The 17,857-nt window shown below is 62.8% G+C and carries 16 protein-coding genes; 10 read left to right on the top strand and 6 right to left on the bottom strand.

Annotation, left to right across the window (positions count from 1 at the left end):
• The first annotated feature begins 188 nt into the window (after positions 1–188).
• Positions 189–1,229, top strand: a complete 1,041-nt coding sequence (locus ACODSJ_RS19120) for a GlxA family transcriptional regulator (RefSeq protein WP_489103219.1) — start codon at positions 189–191, stop codon at positions 1,227–1,229.
• Between the two features lie 73 nt (positions 1,230–1,302).
• Here the strand turns inward: ACODSJ_RS19120 and ACODSJ_RS19115 are convergent, their stop codons facing one another.
• The 3 genes from ACODSJ_RS19115 to ACODSJ_RS19105 form a co-directional block, all read right to left on the bottom strand.
• Positions 1,303–1,518 (bottom strand): hypothetical protein, encoded by a 216-nt coding sequence (locus tag ACODSJ_RS19115; RefSeq protein WP_489103218.1) that lies wholly within the window; start codon positions 1,516–1,518, stop codon positions 1,303–1,305.
• Between the two features lie 209 nt (positions 1,519–1,727).
• Positions 1,728–2,126, bottom strand: a complete 399-nt coding sequence (locus ACODSJ_RS19110; protein WP_489103217.1) for a hypothetical protein — start codon at positions 2,124–2,126, stop codon at positions 1,728–1,730.
• Positions 2,127–2,356: 230 nt separating this feature from the next.
• On the bottom strand, positions 2,357–3,079 hold the full coding sequence (locus tag ACODSJ_RS19105) for a pirin family protein (protein WP_489103216.1): 723 nt from the start codon (positions 3,077–3,079) through the stop codon (positions 2,357–2,359).
• Between the two features lie 268 nt (positions 3,080–3,347).
• Here ACODSJ_RS19105 and ACODSJ_RS19100 point away from each other — a divergent pair, with 268 nt between their 5' ends.
• Positions 3,348–4,298 (top strand): GlxA family transcriptional regulator, encoded by a 951-nt coding sequence (locus tag ACODSJ_RS19100; protein WP_489103215.1) that lies wholly within the window; start codon positions 3,348–3,350, stop codon positions 4,296–4,298.
• A gap of 183 nt (positions 4,299–4,481) precedes the next feature.
• A complete protein-coding gene (locus tag ACODSJ_RS19095) occupies positions 4,482–5,939 on the top strand; it encodes an ATP-binding protein (protein WP_489103214.1) in 1,458 nt (485 codons plus the stop codon).
• Here ACODSJ_RS19095 and ACODSJ_RS19090 read toward each other — a convergent pair.
• The gene (locus ACODSJ_RS19090) at positions 5,886–8,708 is read right to left on the bottom strand and encodes an ATP-binding protein (RefSeq protein ID WP_489103213.1); all 2,823 of its coding nucleotides are present in this window, start codon (positions 8,706–8,708) and stop codon (positions 5,886–5,888) included. The genes ACODSJ_RS19095 and ACODSJ_RS19090 overlap by 54 nt on opposite strands.
• Positions 8,709–9,068: 360 nt before the next feature.
• Between ACODSJ_RS19090 and ACODSJ_RS19085 the strand changes: the two genes are divergently transcribed.
• The 7 genes from ACODSJ_RS19085 to ACODSJ_RS19055 all read left to right on the top strand — a co-directional run bounded on the left by ACODSJ_RS19085 (position 9,069) and on the right by ACODSJ_RS19055 (position 15,812).
• The gene (locus ACODSJ_RS19085; protein WP_489103212.1) at positions 9,069–9,890 is read left to right on the top strand and encodes an alpha/beta fold hydrolase; all 822 of its coding nucleotides are present in this window, start codon (positions 9,069–9,071) and stop codon (positions 9,888–9,890) included.
• A 131-nt stretch (positions 9,891–10,021) separates the two neighbouring features.
• Positions 10,022–10,969, top strand: coding sequence for a LysR substrate-binding domain-containing protein (locus tag ACODSJ_RS19080; RefSeq protein WP_489103211.1), 948 nt, complete (start codon positions 10,022–10,024; stop codon positions 10,967–10,969).
• On the top strand, positions 10,966–11,379 hold the full coding sequence (locus tag ACODSJ_RS19075; RefSeq protein WP_489103210.1) for a DoxX family protein: 414 nt from the start codon (positions 10,966–10,968) through the stop codon (positions 11,377–11,379). Before ACODSJ_RS19080 ends, ACODSJ_RS19075 begins: the two co-directional genes overlap by 4 nt.
• A complete protein-coding gene (locus ACODSJ_RS19070) occupies positions 11,372–11,998 on the top strand; it encodes an antibiotic biosynthesis monooxygenase (protein ID WP_489103209.1) in 627 nt (208 codons plus the stop codon). Before ACODSJ_RS19075 ends, ACODSJ_RS19070 begins: the two co-directional genes overlap by 8 nt.
• 155 nt (positions 11,999–12,153) lie before the next feature.
• Positions 12,154–13,992 (top strand): amidohydrolase, encoded by a 1,839-nt coding sequence (locus tag ACODSJ_RS19065; RefSeq protein WP_489103208.1) that lies wholly within the window; start codon positions 12,154–12,156, stop codon positions 13,990–13,992.
• An 89-nt stretch (positions 13,993–14,081) separates the two neighbouring features.
• Positions 14,082–14,702 carry an isochorismate family cysteine hydrolase YcaC gene (gene ycaC, locus ACODSJ_RS19060; RefSeq protein WP_489103250.1) on the top strand — a complete coding sequence of 207 codons (621 nt, stop codon included), beginning with the start codon at positions 14,082–14,084 and terminating at the stop codon, positions 14,700–14,702.
• Between the two features lie 231 nt (positions 14,703–14,933).
• Positions 14,934–15,812, top strand: a complete 879-nt coding sequence (locus tag ACODSJ_RS19055) for a LysR family transcriptional regulator (protein WP_489103207.1) — start codon at positions 14,934–14,936, stop codon at positions 15,810–15,812.
• Positions 15,813–15,864: 52 nt separating this feature from the next.
• On the opposite strand, the gene ACODSJ_RS19050 is transcribed toward ACODSJ_RS19055, so the two are convergent.
• Complete coding sequence (locus ACODSJ_RS19050) at positions 15,865–16,335, bottom strand: PA2171 family ribosome-binding persister protein (protein WP_489103206.1); 471 nt, start codon at positions 16,333–16,335, stop codon at positions 15,865–15,867.
• Between the two features lie 228 nt (positions 16,336–16,563).
• Entirely contained in the window at positions 16,564–17,670 is a 1,107-nt protein-coding gene (locus ACODSJ_RS19045) for an NAD(P)/FAD-dependent oxidoreductase (protein ID WP_489103205.1), read from the bottom strand.
• Positions 17,671–17,857: the final 187 nt, after the last annotated feature.

The following is a 17,857-nucleotide window of genomic DNA, read 5'->3' as shown; positions in this document are numbered from 1 at the left end:
TTATGCCACTTCCAGTTTATCGACCAAGGTCGTATTCACTTTAGGAACGCCCGGAAGTTGTCGGTCATGCGATTGCAGCCGTCGTGGCGAATCTGGAAGATAGCAAGGGTGTCCGCATGCCCGCGTTTGTTGGCTACGGTGCAGGCACCAGGCAAGTCCCGATTGTCTTCATGTCATAACGAGGCCCTATGCCAAGCGCATTCGAGAGCGTACTTAAGAACAAGAACATGGCTTATCGGCCGATCGGGTCGGCGGCGGCCGACCAGGCGCCGATCCGCGTCGCGTTTGTGTTGATGGATAACTTCTCGATGATGTCCTTTACCGGTGCGGTGGATGCGCTGGTGACCGCCAACCTGATGAGCGACCGGCCCCTCTATCAGGTGCTGACGGTCGGGGTTTCCGGAGGGCAGGTGACGAGCGACCTGGGCATCGTGATCTCGACCGACATCGAGATCGGGCAACTGCCGGAAAACCAGGATGTGCTGATCGTCGCCGGTGGTTTTCGGGTGAAATTGCAGGGCAATCCGCTGCTGCGACGCAAGCTGCGCGCCAACGCGGCCTCGGGGGCGATCCTGGGGGGGTTGTGGAACGGGGTCTTTTTTGTCGCCGACGCCAACCTGCTGGACGGTTTCGAATGCGCGGTCCACCCGGAAAGCCGGGCCATGATGGCGGAGGTCTTCCCCCATGTGAAGGTGTCCAGTCGCGCCTACGTCGTGGACCGCGAGCGGATCAGTTGTGCGGGGGCGAACAGTTCGCTGCGCATGATGCTCCAGCTGATCCGCCAGACGGGAGGCGCGGCACTGGTGGGTGCTATCGAGGAAATCCTGCGCTGCGATGAATCGGGCGATGCGTCAGACTTGCCGCCGGTCTTCGTCGAGACGGACCCGACCTTGCCGGAAAGCCTGAAGCTGGCGCTGGAACTGATGTGGCAAAACGTCGAAGAGCCGCTGACCGTCGATGAACTGGCAGCCTGCGTGAAGATTTCCAAGCGCCAGTTGGAGCGGCGTTTCTGCCGCTTCTTGGGCGCCACCCCGACGCGCTATTACCTGGAGCTGCGGTTGACGCGGGCGCGTCAACTCATCCAGCAGACCAATCGGTCCGTGACAGAAATAGCCGTGGCAACGGGTTTTGTCAGCTCGCCGCATTTTCAGCGGCGTTTTCGGGATTTCTTCGGTGTGCCGCCGGGCAGCTATCGTTCGACATTCGAGCGCAAGCAGGCGTCGCGGTGAGGCGGCCTCGCCAGGGCAGGGTTGATTTTGCTGGCGAGGGGCTTGATCCGTTGTTCAAGCGGGCAGTCCCTCGTCATGGATGGTTGGTTGAGCGCGTCTTCTGGATCACGTACAGGACGATGCAACCCGAAGAGCACAACCAGATGAGCGACCCTGTCGCGGCCATGATCAATGAAAGATCGGAGCCTTCTTCGATCATTTCCGGAACGGCATAGACAAACCACAGTAGCGAAACCAGCGTATAAAACACCGCTGACATTAAAAGCTCGAATAACTTTCTTGCGTGCATGAGTATTCCTAACCCGCCTAACGAGAGGCGGGGACTTCAGGCTATGGATCAGATTCCTTTCTCTGTCTGTGCAGAGATAGGGAGGTTTATCTGTATCGGCTGACGGGGCTCGTCATTTAATACAAAAAACATCCTTGTCAGAGTCTTCGCTCTGTAATGGCCTTCGCGCGGGGGCGAATGATTGACGCCCCAGGCTAGAGACGAAGGTGTCAGGTTCTGTCGTCCGCTTGTTCGTCTGCCGACAGGTCTTTACTCTGCGAAGCAGTCAACGTTCCCTTGCAGAGCAACTTGCTAACTTCATCGGCTATCGAGCCGTCGATGATGCGCCCTTGCATCTGGTCGAACTGAGCTTTTTCCAGGCGTTCCAGGCTGTTGTACATGCCCATCTGGCGAACATTTCGATGGGCACAGTCAAGTTCCAGTTTTGTATAACTGGTGAAGTACTTGCCCGCTCTTCGTACGATGGCCTGGATGGCAGTATCGCTTTTAATGAACGAAACAATCGAGTACTCGGCATCCGAGTCGTCGTAGGCATACTGGATTTTCTGAACATCTGCTGTCGCAAAGCACGTTATAGACAGGGCGGCGATTGCTATAACCTTTTTCATGCTTTTCGTCCATGAAACCAGCAAATTAGGAATAATGATGGCAAAGTGGAATGATTTTGCCGGGTATGTAACGGTTCGTCAACAATTCGCCAATGGAGCATGGAGCGACCGCTGATCGGAATCACATTCTGAAACAGAACTTTATAGATCGTTATGCCTCGTGACAATACGCAAACGCCCGCGGCAAGGCTCTGAACCTTGCCGCGGGCGTTTGCGTAGCGGGCTTTGTTTCACGGCATCTGCGGCAACTCGTTCGGCCGCAGGTCAAAGACCAGCACCTCGGCATCCACGCCGTTGCTCAACGTCAGTGCCTGCTCCTCGCGCACCCGCACCCCATCGCCTTGTTGCAACGACAGTCCGTTCAGCTCGACGTTGCCGCGGGCTACGTGCACGTAGGCATAGCGATCAGGTGCCAGCGTCAAGGTCGCGCTCTGTTGTCCGTCGAACAGCCCGGCGTAGACCCGTGCATCCTGGCGGACCTGGAGCGAGCCATCGGCACCGTCCGGCGAGATGATCAACTGCAGGCGTCCGCGCTTGTGTTCGGCGCTGAAGTGCTGCTGCTGATAGCGCGGCGTGGCGCCGCTGACGTTGGGCACGATCCAGATTTGCAGAAAGTGCACGAGCTCGTCCGCGCTGTGATTGAACTCGCTGTGGGCCACACCGCTGCCGGCGCTCATCAGTTGCACGTCACCGGGGCGAATGACCGAGCCCGTGCCCAGGGTGTCCTTGTGCTCCAGTGCGCCTTCGAGCACATAGGAAAAGATCTCCATGTCCCGGTGCGGGTGCTGGCCGAAACCCTTGGCGGGGGCGACGCGGTCGTCATTGATGACCAGCAGGTCGGAGAAACCCTGCTGGTTGAGGTCACGGTAATTGGCAAAGGAAAAGGTGTGGAACGAGGTCAGCCAGCCGTGACGGGCGATACCGCGGTCCGAAGCTTTGCGAAGGGTCAGCATGGTGGTTCTCCTGGTGTCTGTGGGCGGTGGCTGTGGCCGTTCGCCGGGTTCAGAAGAAGATTAATGGTTATCCGTGCATTCAATAAGCGGCTGAAACACGAAAGACTGTCCGATTTGGGTGGACAATGCAGCATGCCTACCGATAGGCGCTTCGCTTCGACATAATGCGCATACTTCAGCCTGACAATGAACCTGTGGGAGCAAGCCCGCTCCCACAAGGGATTATCTGTCGCTGCGGTTCCCCTGGATTTTTTGGCGTCTTTCTCCCATGAAAACCGTTGCAATGGTGCTGTTCCCGGATTTCTTGCTGCTCGACATGGCCGGGCCCATGGAGGTGTTTTCCATCGCCAATCGTTACCTCGAGCCCCAACACCAGTACCAGTTGCTGACCCTGGGAACCGAGCGCGGCCCCATGCGCGCGTCCAATGGCGTGACGGTGCAGGCCGACATCCATATCGACCAGGCCTGGGCGGCTTATGACGTGTTGCTGGTGCCGGGTGGTCCGGGAGCCTATAACGACCAGCATCCGGGGCTGCACATCTGGTTGCGGGCCGCGGCGCAACGGGCCACGCGCTACGGTTCCATCTGCACCGGTGCTTTTGTCCTCGGCGAGGCGGGATTGCTGGACGGCTACCGCGTCACCACCCATTGGCACTACACCGAGCGCTTGGTCCTGCGTTTTCCCAAGGCTTTGGTGGAAACCGACAAGATCATCTTGCAGGACCGGCGGCTGATCACGTCCGGTGGCGTGACCGCCGGTATCGACCTGGCCCTGTCGATTGTCGCGCATGACCATGGCCGCAATGTGGCACTGGACGTGGCCAAGGTGTTGCTGGTGGTGATGAAGCGCCAGGGCGGTCAGGCGCAGTTCAGCCCGCTGGTGGCGGCCGTGGCGTCACAGGAATCGGCGATCACCCGGGTCCAGCATTATATAGTGGAGCACTTGGACGAACCGTTCACCATCGAGCGCATGGCTGAACTGGCGACCATGAGCTCGCGTCATTTTGCGCGGATGTTCGTCAAGGAAGTGAATATGACGCCCATGGAGTTCCTGCAAGGTGCGCGCATCGACCGAGCCCGCCAACTGCTGGAAAGCACCGACTTGCCTTTCAAGACCGTGGCGTTTCGCAGTGGTTTCGGCAGCGTGCGGCACATGCGTTCGCTGTTCAGTGAAAAACTCGGCCTGACCCCGGCGCAGTATCGCCAGCAGTTCAGTTGAGCCTGCGGTGTCCGTCCAGGGCACCGTGATGTCCGTGATGCGCCCTGTGCCAGCATTGTCCTGTAGCCCACGCCTGCCAAGATAACGACGAACCCTCTGGAAAGGATGCGCAGGAGCCGGGGCAGACGCGTTCGGTGAGCCGCAGCGTCACGCCCGGACCGGTTATCCGGCGCTCGATCGCCTATGAACAGTTTCGTCAAACCCGATACCGAGTTGGCGGTGAGCTTCGGTCCGTTTGCCTTCTACCGGCAGCAACGGCTGGTCACCTGTGACGGTGTCCCCCTGGCGCTGGGTGGACGGGCCCTGGACATTCTTCAGGTGCTGGTCGAGCACGCCGGTACCTTTGTCAGCAAGCAGGCGCTGATTGCCAGCGTCTGGCCGGACAGCGTCGTCGAGGCGATCAACCTGCGCGTGCACATCGCAGCACTGCGGCGGGCCTTCGGCGACGGCGGTCGCTACATCCTCAATCATCCCCGACAGGGCTATTGCCTTGCTGTGCCCCTGGCCTTGCAGACGGGCGGTGAGCGGCACAACCTGCCTGTGCGCCTGAGCCCGGTGATAGGCCGCGACCCGTTGCTCGGCCGACTGTTGCGGGACGTGCCTCGCCAGCGCCTGGTGACGGTGACGGGGCCCGGCGGCGTCGGCAAGACCACGGTGGTGTTGCGGGTGGCGGAACTGTTGCTCGAACATTTTTCCGAGGGCGCCTGGTTCGTTGACCTGAGCGCTGTCGACGATCCTTCCCGCGTAATCGTGCAGGTGGCCGGCGTGCTCGGCGTCGAGCCCGCGGCACTGGGCCAGCGGCTGGCGCACTGTCGGATGCTGCTGGTGCTCGATGGCTGCGAGCAGGTCGTCGAAGCCTGTCGCGAACTGGCGCAGACACTGCGCGAAACGGCCTGCGGTGTGACCTTGCTGTTGAGCAGTCGCGAACCGTTGAATCTGGCCCGGGAGCATGTTGTGCAACTGCCTGGCCTCACGTTGGCTCCGTCCCATGAGGCGGGGTACCCGATGGCGGTGTGTCCGGCGATGCAGTTGTTGATTGAGCGGGTGGCCGCGCGCCAACAGGGGTATGCGCCCAATGAGCGTGATCTGGCGATCCTGGCCTCGATCTGCGAGCGCCTGGACGGTTTGCCCTTGGCGTTGGAGCTGGCGGCGGTGCAGGTCGATGCCCTGGGCCTGGCTGGGGTCCTGGAACAATTGGAGTGTGGCTTGTCGCTCTTGAGCCATGGACGACGCACCGCCGTAGCGCGCCACCAAAGCCTGCAAGCGGTGCTGGACTCAAGCTTCGAACGCTTGAGGGCCGAGGAGCAAATGGCCTTGCAACGTCTGGCGGTATTCGACGGGCCGTTTACCCTCGAGGCGGCGATGGCCGTGATCAGTTGTGCGCAGTTGAGTGTCGGACAAGTGCATCGGCTGCTGTCGCGACTGGTCAACGTATCCCTGGTCATGATCCAGCGGGGTGCAGGCGTGGAGCGCTTCCATCTGCTCCAGACCACCCGAGCCTATGCCTTGGAAAAACTGCGCGGCAGTGGTCAATGGCCGCTGTTCCATCGACGCTACCGCCTGCAAGACGCGTGGGATATACCGCGTTCAAGGGGCCAGTCGGCGCGCCAGTTGCCCCAGCATAGCGCCAGCCTCTCGTAACCCGGGGGTGTCGAACCCTTCGCTGAAGCGCCGGTAGAGCGGCCCGAGCAGATCCTGTGCGGCCTGGTCCTGCCCACGCCGATGCCACAGGCCGGCCAGGGACACGGCACTGCGCAGTTCCCACGCCAGGGCGTGGTGCCGACGGGCCACGGCCAGGGCTTCCAGCAGCAGCGCTTCGGCTTGTTGCGCCTGGACCGGGTCGTTCTGCATCAGCGCGGTTTCGGCCGCCGCCCGCAAGACTTCCGCCGTGCACCAGCCGGCGGCGCCGTTGCGGGCGCGTTCGATTTGCGTAGGGCTGACGGCATCGGCGCGCAACGTGACGACGATGTCCTGGATCAGCCCGTGGGTCGGTTTCGCCTCCACGGGCGTGCCCTTGAACGCGGCTTCGTAGTGACCGGCCCAGTCATGGAACAGCAACACCGCGTGCTGGCTGGCCTGTTGCTTGAGCAGATCGAGTCGTTCCCTCGCCGTGGTGTGATCGCCGTTGTAATGGGCAATCACACAACCGGCCAGTGCCAGGGTGTAGCAGATCGAGATGCCGTGGTTGATCTGCAAGGCAATCTGCAGGGCCTGATCGGCCGTGCGCTGGGCTTTCTCGGCAAAACCCTGGAGCCAGAGTATGCGGGCCAGCACCGTCAGCGCGGCCACGCTCTGATCGTATTGCACGCCGAAACCGTGGGTGAAACGGCTCAGGTGACCGCTTTGGGCCAGGCGTTGGATCACCTGTTCGGCTTCGCGTCGGGCGGCGCGCTGGTCGCCGGTGAAATGCAGCGCCAGCACCCGCAGGCGCTGGGTGCTCAAGGACAGAGTCGGATCGCCAGGCGGGCCCAGCCGGTCGAAATCCTGGCTTTGCTCCAGGGCTTGTTGGTAATGGCCGCGACTGAGATTGATGGTCATCTGTCCCGACACGGCGCGCAATTCGCCGGTCAGGTCCTGGCATTGTTGCGCCAGCGTCCGGGCGGTGGTGAACGCGGCGATGGTGGCCGGGGTACCGCCTTCGGTGTGGTAGTTGAACGTGGCGCGGGCCAGCTCCAGGGCAAGGCTCAGGCGGGGGCAGGGCATGGGGCTGGCCCGCAACAGCGCCAGCGCCTTGTTCACATACAGTCCGTGCTCCTTGAGCAGCGACAGTTCCTGCCAGAGGGGCAGGGTGCTGGCCGTCAGGCGGATCGCCACCGCGTGGGCGCCCTGCGGACCCAACCCCCGGTCAAGGGCGGCGCGGATGTCGTCGCGATAGCTGGCGTACCGGGCGATCCAGAGCCGGGTGGGGGTGTTTTCCCACTCCGCCTGCGCCAGTTCCATGAGGGTCAGGCAACGTTCGGCGTGGCGCTCCCGGGTGGCGGCCAACTCGCCGGCTTCGGCCAATTTCTCCAGGGCGTAGCGGCGGGTGGTGTCCAGCAGGTGATAGCGCACTTCTTCATCGCCGATTTCGACGTTAAGCAATGATTTGGCAACCAACTGGCTGACGGACACCAGCACTTGGTCGGGGGCGACATGCTGGCCGACGATCACGGCCGCGGCCGATGCCAGGTTGAAGCTGCCCATGAACACGCCCAGTCGTCGCAGGCAGGTCTGCTCGCACGGGGTGAGCAGCGCGAAGCTCCACTCCAGCGTGGCGTGCAGGGTTTGCTGGCGAGGGGTGGCGTCACTCTCGTTGTCATTGCCTTTGTCACTGCGCAGCAAGGCGACACTGTCTTGCAACTGCTGATGAAGCGCCGACAGCCCCAGGCGGTCGATCTGCGCCGCTGCCAGTTCGATGGCCAGGGGAATGCCGTCCAGCCGCTGGCAGATATCGATCACCAGGGGCAGTTCGCGGTCGGTCAGCTCGAAACCTTCTTGGCTGGCCATCGCCCGCTCGGCGAACAGCTGCAGGGCCGGATACTGCAGGGTCGGATAGCCATCGACGGGCATTTCCCGAGGTGGGAACGCCAGGGCGTCCAGGCGCTGCACGTATTCACCCTCGGCCCGTAGGCTTTCGCGGCTGGTGGCCAGGATATGCAGGTGGGCCGCGCTGCGCAGCAAGGTTTCGCAGAGCACGGCGACGTCGTCGATCAAGTGCTCGCAGTTGTCGATCACCAGCAACAGGTGCCGCTCCTTGAGCTGCCGGGCGATGCTGTCCAGCGGGTCGCGTCCCCGTTGCGGGAGTTCCAGCAGGGCGGCCAGGTTGGGCACGATCAGTGCGGGATCGTTGAGCGATGCCAGGTCCAGCAGGTACGTGCCGTCGCGGTAATGGCCGATCAACCGTTCGGCCACCCGCAGAGCCACGGTGGTCTTGCCGATGCCGCCGGTGCCAACCAGGGTGATGAAGCGTTTGCGCGGTAACTGGGCCATCAGGCTGTCCACCAGGGCGTGGCGTCCGATCATGCGGCTGCGGCGCGGTGGCAGGTTGTGTGCCTGTGACGGAGGCGGGATCTGTGCCAGTTGCTCGGCGGGCGCGGAGGAGACCGGCGCGACAAAACTGTAGCCGCGCTGGGCCACGGTGACGATGTAGCGCTGGCCGTCCTGACCATCCCCCAAGGCCTTGCGCAGCGCGGCCACGTGCACTCGCAGATTGATGTCTTCCACCACGCTCTTGGGCCATACGCGTGGGATCAGCTGTTGCTTGCTCACCACCTGTGGGGCGTGTTCGAGCAGCACCAGCAGGATGTCCACCGCCCGTCGCCCCAGGCGCAGCGGCTGCCCACCCTCCAGCACCAGGCGTTGGCGCGGGTGGACCCGGTAGGGGCCGAAATGCAGGGGCTGTTCGACGGACAAGTCGAGGTAATGGCTCATGGCGCTCTCAAGTTTCCGGTCTTGGTGCCTGGGTTTACCTGAGCATATTCCTCAGGTTTTGCTTCAAGCGCAACGGCGGGAAGTCTCCACATCCATCTCGCCAGCCGCCGAACCCCGTGGCGAGGGAGCTTGCTCCCGCTGGGCCGCGAAGCGGCCCCAAAAGCCCCATCCCCCATCAATCCGGCATACCCGGGTGAATGTCGTGGGGCCGCTGCGCCCGAACGCGGACCGGCCCAGCGGGAGCAAGCTCCCTCGCCACGAAAGCACGCCAGTCCCGAAAAAATTAACAACGTTTAACTCACGCCAATCACCCCTCTGAACAGACCATGAAGCGATCCACCCACCTCAAGGAGTCACGTCATGAGCACCTTCATCACCCGCGACGGCACAGAGATCTACTACAAGGACTGGGGCAGTGGTCAACCGGTGGTCTTCAGCCACGGCTGGCCGTTGAACTCGGACAGTTGGGAAGCCCAGATGATGTTCCTGGCGTCCAAGGGGTACCGGGTGATCGCTCACGATCGCCGTGGCCACGGGCGCTCCAGCCAGCCTTGGGACGGCAACGACATGGACACCTACGCCGATGACCTGGCCGAGTTGATCGAGCGGCTGGATTTGAAGGGCGCCGTGTTGCTCGGCTTCTCCACCGGCGGTGGTGAAGTGGCGCGCTACATCGGCCGCCATGGCGCGTCGCGCGTCGCCAAGCTGGGGCTGATCTCGGCGGTTACGCCGCTCATGCTCAAGACCGCCTCCAACCCCGGCGGCTTGCCGATCGAGGTCTTCGACGGTTTGCGCCAGGGCTCCCTGGCTGACCGTTCTCAGCTATACAAAGACGTGGCCAGCGCGTTTTTTGGCGCCAACCGTCCGGGCTCCAAGGTGTCCCAAGGCATGATCGACTGGTTCTGGATGCAAGGCATGCTCGCGGGCCACAAGAACACCTATGACTGCATCAAGGCGTTTTCGGAGACCGACCTTTCCGAGGACCTGCGCAACATCGACGTGCCGACCCTCGTGGTCCATGGCGATGACGACCAGGTGGTCCCCATCGAAGCCGCCGGCATTGCCGCCGCGCAGTTGCTCAAGCATTCGCAGCTGCTGATCTACCCGGGTGCGCCCCACGGCCTGACCGACACCCACAAGGATCGGCTGAACGCCGACCTGCTGGCGTTCATCCAGGGCTGATTGAGCCACAGAACCTGTGGGAGCGAGCCTGCTCGCGATAGCGGTGGGTCAGCTTGAGACGTTGTCGGATGTGCCGACGCTTCGCGAGCAGGCTCGCTCCCACAGATCGGCATTCCACAGGACTCTAACCGATGAACCGCAACGATTTACGCCGTCTCGACATGAACCTGCTGGTGATCTTCGAGGCGCTGATGTTCGAGAAAAACCTGACCCGCGTCGCCGAAAAGCTGTTCATGGGGCAGCCGGCGGTGAGCGCGGCGTTGGGGCGACTGCGGGATCTGTTCGATGACCCGCTGCTGATCCGTCACGGCCGAGGCATGGAGCCGACCCCTCGGGCCCTGGTCATCCTGCAAGAGCTGCAACCGGCCATGGACACCATCTCCAGCGCGGTCAGCCGGGCCAAGGCGTTCGATCCGTCCACCAGTTGCGATGTGTTCCGTATCGGCCTGTCCGATGACGCCGAATTCGGCCTGTTCCCACCGCTGTTGAGCCGACTGCGCGACGAAGCGCCGGGGATCATCGTGGTGGTGCGCCGAGCCAATTATCTGCTGATGCCGTCGCTGCTGGGCAGCGGCGAAATCAGCGTCGGCGTCAGCTACACCACCGATTTGCCGGCCAACGCCAAGCGCAAGAAGCTGCGGGACATTCCCTGCAAGGTTTTGCGTGGCGACAAGCGTCCGGGGCCGCTGACCCTGGACGAGTACTGCGCGCGGCCCCACGCCATGGTGTCGTTCTCGGGAGACCTGTGCGGCAACATCGACCTGGACCTGGCCCGTATCGGCCGCACCCGCAAGGTGGTGTTGGGGGTGCCGCAGTTCAGTGGGCTGCGGGCCTTGCTTGCCGGCACCGAACTGATCGCCACCGTGCCCGACTACGCGGCTTGCGCACTGGTGGAAGGGTGTGCGCTGCGTGCCGAGGACCCGCCGTTCGAGATCAATGCCGCCGAACTGTCGATGGTCTGGAGCGGCGTGCATGACAACGACCCGGCCGAGCGCTGGCTGCGTTCGCGCATTGCCACCCACATGTCCCAACCATTGCCGGTCGCAGCTTATGCGGATTTGGCCGGTGCCCAGCGATGAACATGATCGATGAGCGTCCGTTGCAGGACCTGGGCCTGTTGTTCCTGCGCCTGAGCGGCGCGTTGTTCCTGCTATGGGTCCATGGGCTGCCGAAGCTGTTGCACTACAGCGTCGAGCTGACCCGGATCGAAGACCCGTTTCACCTCGGCGCGGCGCCGACCCTGGTGCTGGCGATTTTCGCCGAGGTGCTTTGCCCACTGTTGATTGCCGTCGGTGTCCTGGTGCGCCTGGCGTGTCTGCCTATCCTGTTCTTGCTGGCCGTGGCGCTGCTGGTGGTGCACCCGCAGTGGAGCCTGGAAGAAGGGCAGTTCGGTTGGCTGCTGCTGATTGTATTTACCAGCGTATTCATCGCCGGGCCCGGGCGCCTGGCGATGAACGCGCGTTTTGCTGGAGTGCTCCGTCATGTCTGAACCCCAAGCCCTTGAACCCGTAGCGGGCGCCGCCAAGCCCGGCTTCGACGAAATCGTCACCCTGGTGGTCAAGCACCGGATCAAGGCCGGTCAGGACGCGGCCTATGAAGCCTGGTTGCGTCGCATCGTGAGCGTGGCTGGCCAGTGGCCGGGTCACCTGGGGGTGGATGTGGTCCGTGGCAAGCAGGGCGGGTTGTCGCTGTTCACCTGCGTGCTGCGTTTCTGTTCCACCGAGGCCATGCAACGCTGGCTGGATTCGCCCGAGCGCCGGGAACTGGTGGAGGAGGCCACGCCCTTGCTGGCCGACGGCGACCAGACCGAGGTCGCGCCCCACAAGGAGTTCTGGTTCGCACCGTTGGCCGATGCCGCCACACCGCCGCCGCGCTGGAAACAGTCGGTGGTGACGCTGCTGGTGATCCTGCCCCATACCTTGCTGGTGCCGCTGCTCTGGGGCCCGGTGCTGCAAATGCATGCGTTGCTTTCCAACTACGTGGTCGCCACGTTCCTGATCACCCTGACCATCGTGCTGTCGGTGGTGTACGTGTGCATGCCGCTGGCGACGCGTCTGTTCGCCCCGTGGCTGGAGGCCTCGAAGGCCCACGAGCACCTGCAGTCCTAGCTGACATCGTTGTGGCGAGAAAGGCTTGTGTGGCGAGGGCGCTTGCTCCCGCTGGGTGGCGCAGCCACCCCAAAGAGCTTAGGGCCGCTTCGCGCCCCAGCGGGAGCAAGCTCCCTCGCCACGGTATTGATTTCTGATAGTTAAAGGAGAACTCTATGAACGCCGATCTGATTCTGTTCAATGGCCAGTTCCATACCGTCGACCGTGAGAAACCCCGTGTCAGTGCGGTCGCCATCAGCCAGGGGCGCTTCGTCGCGGTAGGCACCGATGCCGAAGCCATGGCTCTGCGCGGCAGCGCTACCCAAGTGATCGACCTCAAGGGTCGCACCGTGATCCCCGGGCTCAACGACTCGCACTTGCACCTGATCCGCGGTGGCCTGAACTACAACCTAGAACTGCGCTGGGAAGGCGTGCCGTCCCTGGCAGATGCGTTGCGCATGCTCAAGGACCAGGCCGACCGCACGCCAACCCCACAATGGGTGCGCGTGGTGGGCGGCTGGAACGAATTCCAGTTCGCCGAAAAGCGCATGCCGACCCTGGAAGAACTCAACCAGGCCGCGCCCGACACCCCGGTGTTCGTGTTGCACCTGTATGACCGCGCCTTGCTCAACCGCGCCGCGCTGCGGGTAGCCGGCTACACCCGCGACACGCCGAACCCGCCGGGCGGCGAGATCGTCCGTGACAGCAAGGGCGAGCCCACCGGCATGCTGGTGGCGCGGCCCAACGCGATGATCCTTTACTCGACGCTGGCAAAAGGGCCGAAGCTGCCGCTGGAGTACCAGGTCAACTCCACGCGCCAGTTCATGCGTGAACTCAATCGCTTGGGCCTGACCAGCGCCATCGACGCCGGCGGCGGTTTCCAGAACTACCCGGACGACTACGCGGTGATCGAGCAGTTGGCCCGCGAGCAACAGTTGACGGTGCGCATCGCCTACAACCTGTTCACCCAGAAACCCAAGGAAGAACTCACCGACTTCAAGAACTGGACCGCCAGCGTCAAGTTGCACCAGGGCGATGACTTCCTGCGGCACAACGGCGCCGGCGAAATGCTGGTGTTCTCGGCGGCCGACTTCGAAGACTTCCTGGAGCCTCGCCCGGACCTGCCGCCCGGCATGGAGCAGGATCTTGAGCCGGTGGTCCGGCATTTGGTGGAACAGCGCTGGCCGTTCCGCCTGCACGCCACCTATGACGAGTCCATCAGCCGCATGCTCGACGTGTTCGAGAAGGTCAACCGCGATATTCCGTTCAACGGCTTGCCGTGGTTTTTCGACCACGCCGAGACCATCACGCCGAAGAACATCGAGCGCGTGCGGGCGTTGGGTGGCGGCATCGCGATCCAGGACCGCATGGCGTTCCAGGGTGAGTATTTCGTCGATCGCTACGGCGCCAAGGCTGCCGAAGCCACGCCACCGATCAAGCGCATGCTGGCCGAAGGCGTGCCGGTGGGCGCGGGCACCGATGCGACCCGAGTATCGAGCTACAACCCCTGGACCTCGCTGTACTGGATGGTCAGCGGTCGCACGGTCGGCGGCCTTTCGCTGCACGAGGAGGGCCTGCCGCGCCTGACCGCCCTGGAGTTGTTCACCCACGGAAGCGCCTGGTTCTCGTCCGAGCAAGGCAAGAAAGGCCAGATCAAGGTCGGCCAACTGGCGGACCTGGCTGCCTTGAGCGCGGACTTCTTCAGCGTCGAGGAAGAAGCCATCAAGTGGATCGAGTCGGTGTTGACGGTGGTCGACGGCAAGGTGGTGTACGCCGCCGGTGACTTCGAAAAACTCGGCCCGGCCAGCGTTCCGGTGCTGCCGGACTGGTCGCCGGTGGTCAAGGTCCCTGGGCACTGGCGCCCGACCTCGCCGTTGCAGGCCCAGGTTCACCAGTGCAGCGGCCCATGCACCGTGCATTCCCACAGCCATGAACGCGCGCGGTTGTCGAACGTTCCGGTCAGCGATTTCCAAGGTTTCTGGGGCGCGTTTGGCTGCTCCTGCTTTGCCTTCTGACCCAGACACTGATTTTCCCCCTGTGGGAGCGAGCCTGCTCCCACAAGGATTTGTAACATCCATGCATAAGGAGTCATCCCATGAGCAACATGCCTGCGTACAACCGTCTGAACAAGGACGATGCGGTGGTCCTGCTGGTCGATCACCAGACCGGCCTGATTTCCCTGGTCCAGGACTTCTCGCCCAACGAGTTCAAGAACAACGTCCTGGCCTTGGCCGACCTGGCGAAATTCTTCGAACTGCCCACCATCCTGACCACCAGCTTCGAGAAAGGCCCCAACGGCCCGCTCGTGCCGGAACTCAAGGAAATGTTCCCGGACGCGCCGTACATCCCACGTCCAGGCCAGATCAACGCCTGGGACAACGAAGACTTCGTCAAGGCGATCAAGGCCACTGGCCGCAAGCAACTGATCATCGCGGGTGTGGTGACTGACGTTTGCGTGGCGTTCCCGACCCTGTCGGCGCTGGCCGAAGGCTTCGACGTGTTCGTCGTGACCGACGCCTCGGGCACCTTCAACGAAACTGTGCAGCAAGCCGCCTGGGCGCGCATGACCGCGGCTGGTGCGCAGATGATGAACTGGTTCTCGGTGGCCTGTGAACTGCACCGCGACTGGCGCAACGACATCGAAGGCCTGGGCAACCTGTTGTCCCAGCGCATTCCGAACTACCGTAACCTGATGAACAGCTATGCGGCGCTGACGGCCAAGTAAGCTGTATGAGTTGAACCTGTGGCGAGGGAGCTTGCTCCCGCTGGGCTGCTTGCAGCCCCAAAAAGAACGGCCGCTACGCGCCCGAGCGGGAGCAAGCTCCCTCGCCACAACGACTCATTGAATTCGGGAGTTTGCTCGCGATAGTAGTGGCAGACTCAACTCTTTCAAATAGGCTTGAATCCGCTCACAATTCCTGGGAAAAACATCCCACTGTCCACCCCAGGAGTGACAATGAACCCCTTCGAAGAAATGCGCATCTTTGCCCAGGTCATGGAGTCGGGCAGTTTCACGGCGGCGGCGGACAAGCTCGGGCTGTCCAAGCAGTTTGTCAGTCGCAAGCTCATGGCGCTGGAGCAGCGCCTCGGCGTGCGCTTGCTCAATCGTTCGACACGCCGGCTGGACGTCACACCCCTTGGGCAGCGCTACTACGAATCGGCCCTGCGCCTGCTCGGTGAAGTCGAACAACTGGAGCAAGGCATCAGCGGCCAGACCAGCGAACCCCGTGGCACCGTGCGCCTCAGCGCGCCGCTGTCCTTCGCCGTGGCGCACTTGGGCAGCCTGCTGCCGCTGTTCCTGCAACGTCATCCTGGGGTCAGCGTGGAAGTGGACCTGAGCGATCGCTCGGTCGATTTATTGGGGGAGGGTTATGACCTGGCGCTGCGCATCGGCGTGCTGGAGGATTCGACCTTGATCGCCCGGCGCATCGCGACCATCGAACGGGTCTATTGCGCGAGCCCCGATTACCTGGCCCGGCGCGGCACGCCTTCGCGACCGGAGGACCTTCGCGAACATGACTGCCTGCCTTATGGGCACAGCCGCCAAGTGCAGTGGCGGTTCGCCGGGGCTGGGAAATCCCTGACCCTGGAAGTCGCCGGACGCATGCGCGCCAACAACGGCGACCTGCTGCGCGAGGCCGCCATTGCAGGCATGGGCGTGACCTATTTGCCGACCTTCATCGTGGCCCAGGCGCTGGCCGACGGCCGCTTGACCCAAGTCTTGAAAGGCTTTGAAACCGAGCCGCTGACGTTGTCGGCGGTGTATCCGCAACATCGGCAGAGTGCTCGACCGGTGCAAGCGTTGGTGGCGTTCCTGCGCGATCAGATGCAATAAGCTGCACGGTGCCTTCAGCCGCCGGACGACGGCTGAAGCACGGTGCGCCGGGTCAGGCGGCGAGGTTGCTGAGTTCTTTCTTGAACTGCGCTTTCATGGTTTCCATTTCTTCGCCCAAGGCATCCAGCTTCGCCTTGCCGAGCAGTCTCCTGGCTTGAGGAAACATCTCTTTCTCTTCTTCCTCGATGTGGTGTTCCAGCAGTTCCTTGACCACTTTCATCCGGCCGGCGAATTCCGGCTGGGACGGGTCGGTGGCTTTCAGGTCGGGCAACACCAGCGAGTCGACGGTACGGTGTTCTTCCTTGGCCTCGTAGTACATTTGCGCCGCCTCCTTGCCGCCGGCTTCCTTGAAGGCTGGGTAGAGGATGTCTTCCTCCAGGCGGGTATGGATCGACACTTCCATTTCCAGCTTGGCCAGCAGGTCGGTGCGCTTCTTGATGGCGCGATCGGTGGAGTCGCTCAACTGGGTCAGAATGGCTTTGACGCGTTCATGGTCGGCTTTCAACAGGTCGATAGCGTTCATACATGGCTCCTGGCAATTCACGGTTGCGGGCAGGCTGTAGGCGCCGACGCCGCGTAAGGGGTGAATTGCATCAGCCGTGCCAGCCCGGACTGATCGGAAAAGCGTTCAAGAACAGCAGGTTGGATGAACGGTTCTGTTCACCCTTCGTGCAAGCTGCATGAGGCCGGCGCAAAACGCCTTGCACTTTGCGTTGTCCTGACTGAAATCTCCCACAAGGGGATTTGTCGTTCAGTGATCGAGCAACTGGCGAACCCGTCCGGCGATCGCCAGGCACGAAGTCAGCCCGGGTGATTCGATGCCGAACAGGTTGATCAAGCCCGGCACCTGGTGCTCGGTTTCGCTGCTGATCAGGAAGTCCCGGGCAGGCTCGTCGGGGCGGCTGATTTTGGGCCGGATGCCGCTATAGGCCGGTTGCAGGCTGTGCGCCGGCAGCCCCGGCCAGTAATCGCGGATTGCCCGGTAAAAGGCCTCGGCCCGGGTGGGGTCGACGTGGTAGTCCTCGCGCTCGATCCACTCGACGTCCGGGCCGAAACGCGCCTGGCCCGCCAGGTCGAGGGTCATGTGGATGCCCAAGCCGGCGGTTTGCGGGGCGGGGTAGACCAGGTGCCGGAAGGGCGCACGTCCGGCCAGGGCGAAGTAGTTGCCCTTGCACAGGTAATCCTGGGGGATCGATTGCGGTGCCAAGCCGTCGATACGGCGGGCAAGGGCAGGGGCCTGGAGCCCGCCAGCGTTGATCAGTTGGCGGCAGGACAGGTTCATCTGCGCCGTGCCGGCCAGCTCCAGCACGAAACCTTCGGCGGTGACACGCGCACTCGACAACGGCGTGTGGAAGGCGATGCTCGCACCCGCTGCCTCGGCGTCGCCCTGCAGGGCCAACATCAACGCGTGTGAATCGACGATACCGGTGGACGGTGAATACAACGCGCCAACGCAGGCCAGCTCCGGTTCCAGCGCCTGTGCTTGTTCTTGATCGAGCAGACGCAGGTCGTCCACGCCGTTGAGCACGCCACGGGCCAGTAAGGTTTGCAGCCCGGCCAACTGCGCCGGGTCCTTGGCCACGATCAGCTTGCCCAGCCGACGGGTTTCAACGCCGTGGCTGTCGCAATAGGCGTACAGCTGTCGCCGACCTTCGACACACAACTGCGCCTTGAGGCTGCCGGGAGGGTAATAGAGGCCGGCGTGGATGACTTCGGAATTGCGCGAACTGGTGCCCGTGCCGATGGCTGCACCGGCCTCGATCACCAACACTTCGCGACCGGCCCGGGCCATTTCCCTGGCGACGGCAAGGCCGATCACGCCGGCGCCTGCCACCACACACTCGATATCGACGTTCAACCGGGTTTCTCCTTCAGGGGACGTTGGCGGGTTCAGGATAGCCTTGCTGCGCAGAATGAATGAGCAAAAAAACATTCTTCTGAAGCAGCCCGTCTTTCGCTCTACCGGGGTTCAGTAACGGCCATTAGGCTCCGCCCCCGCTTAGAAAGATCTGCCGCGGCAACTTGAAGCCCCGCAACTTGAGCAA

It is taken from the genome of Pseudomonas sp. FG6 (assembly GCF_057809015.1).
This window is presented reverse-complemented; position numbering and strand designations above follow the sequence as displayed.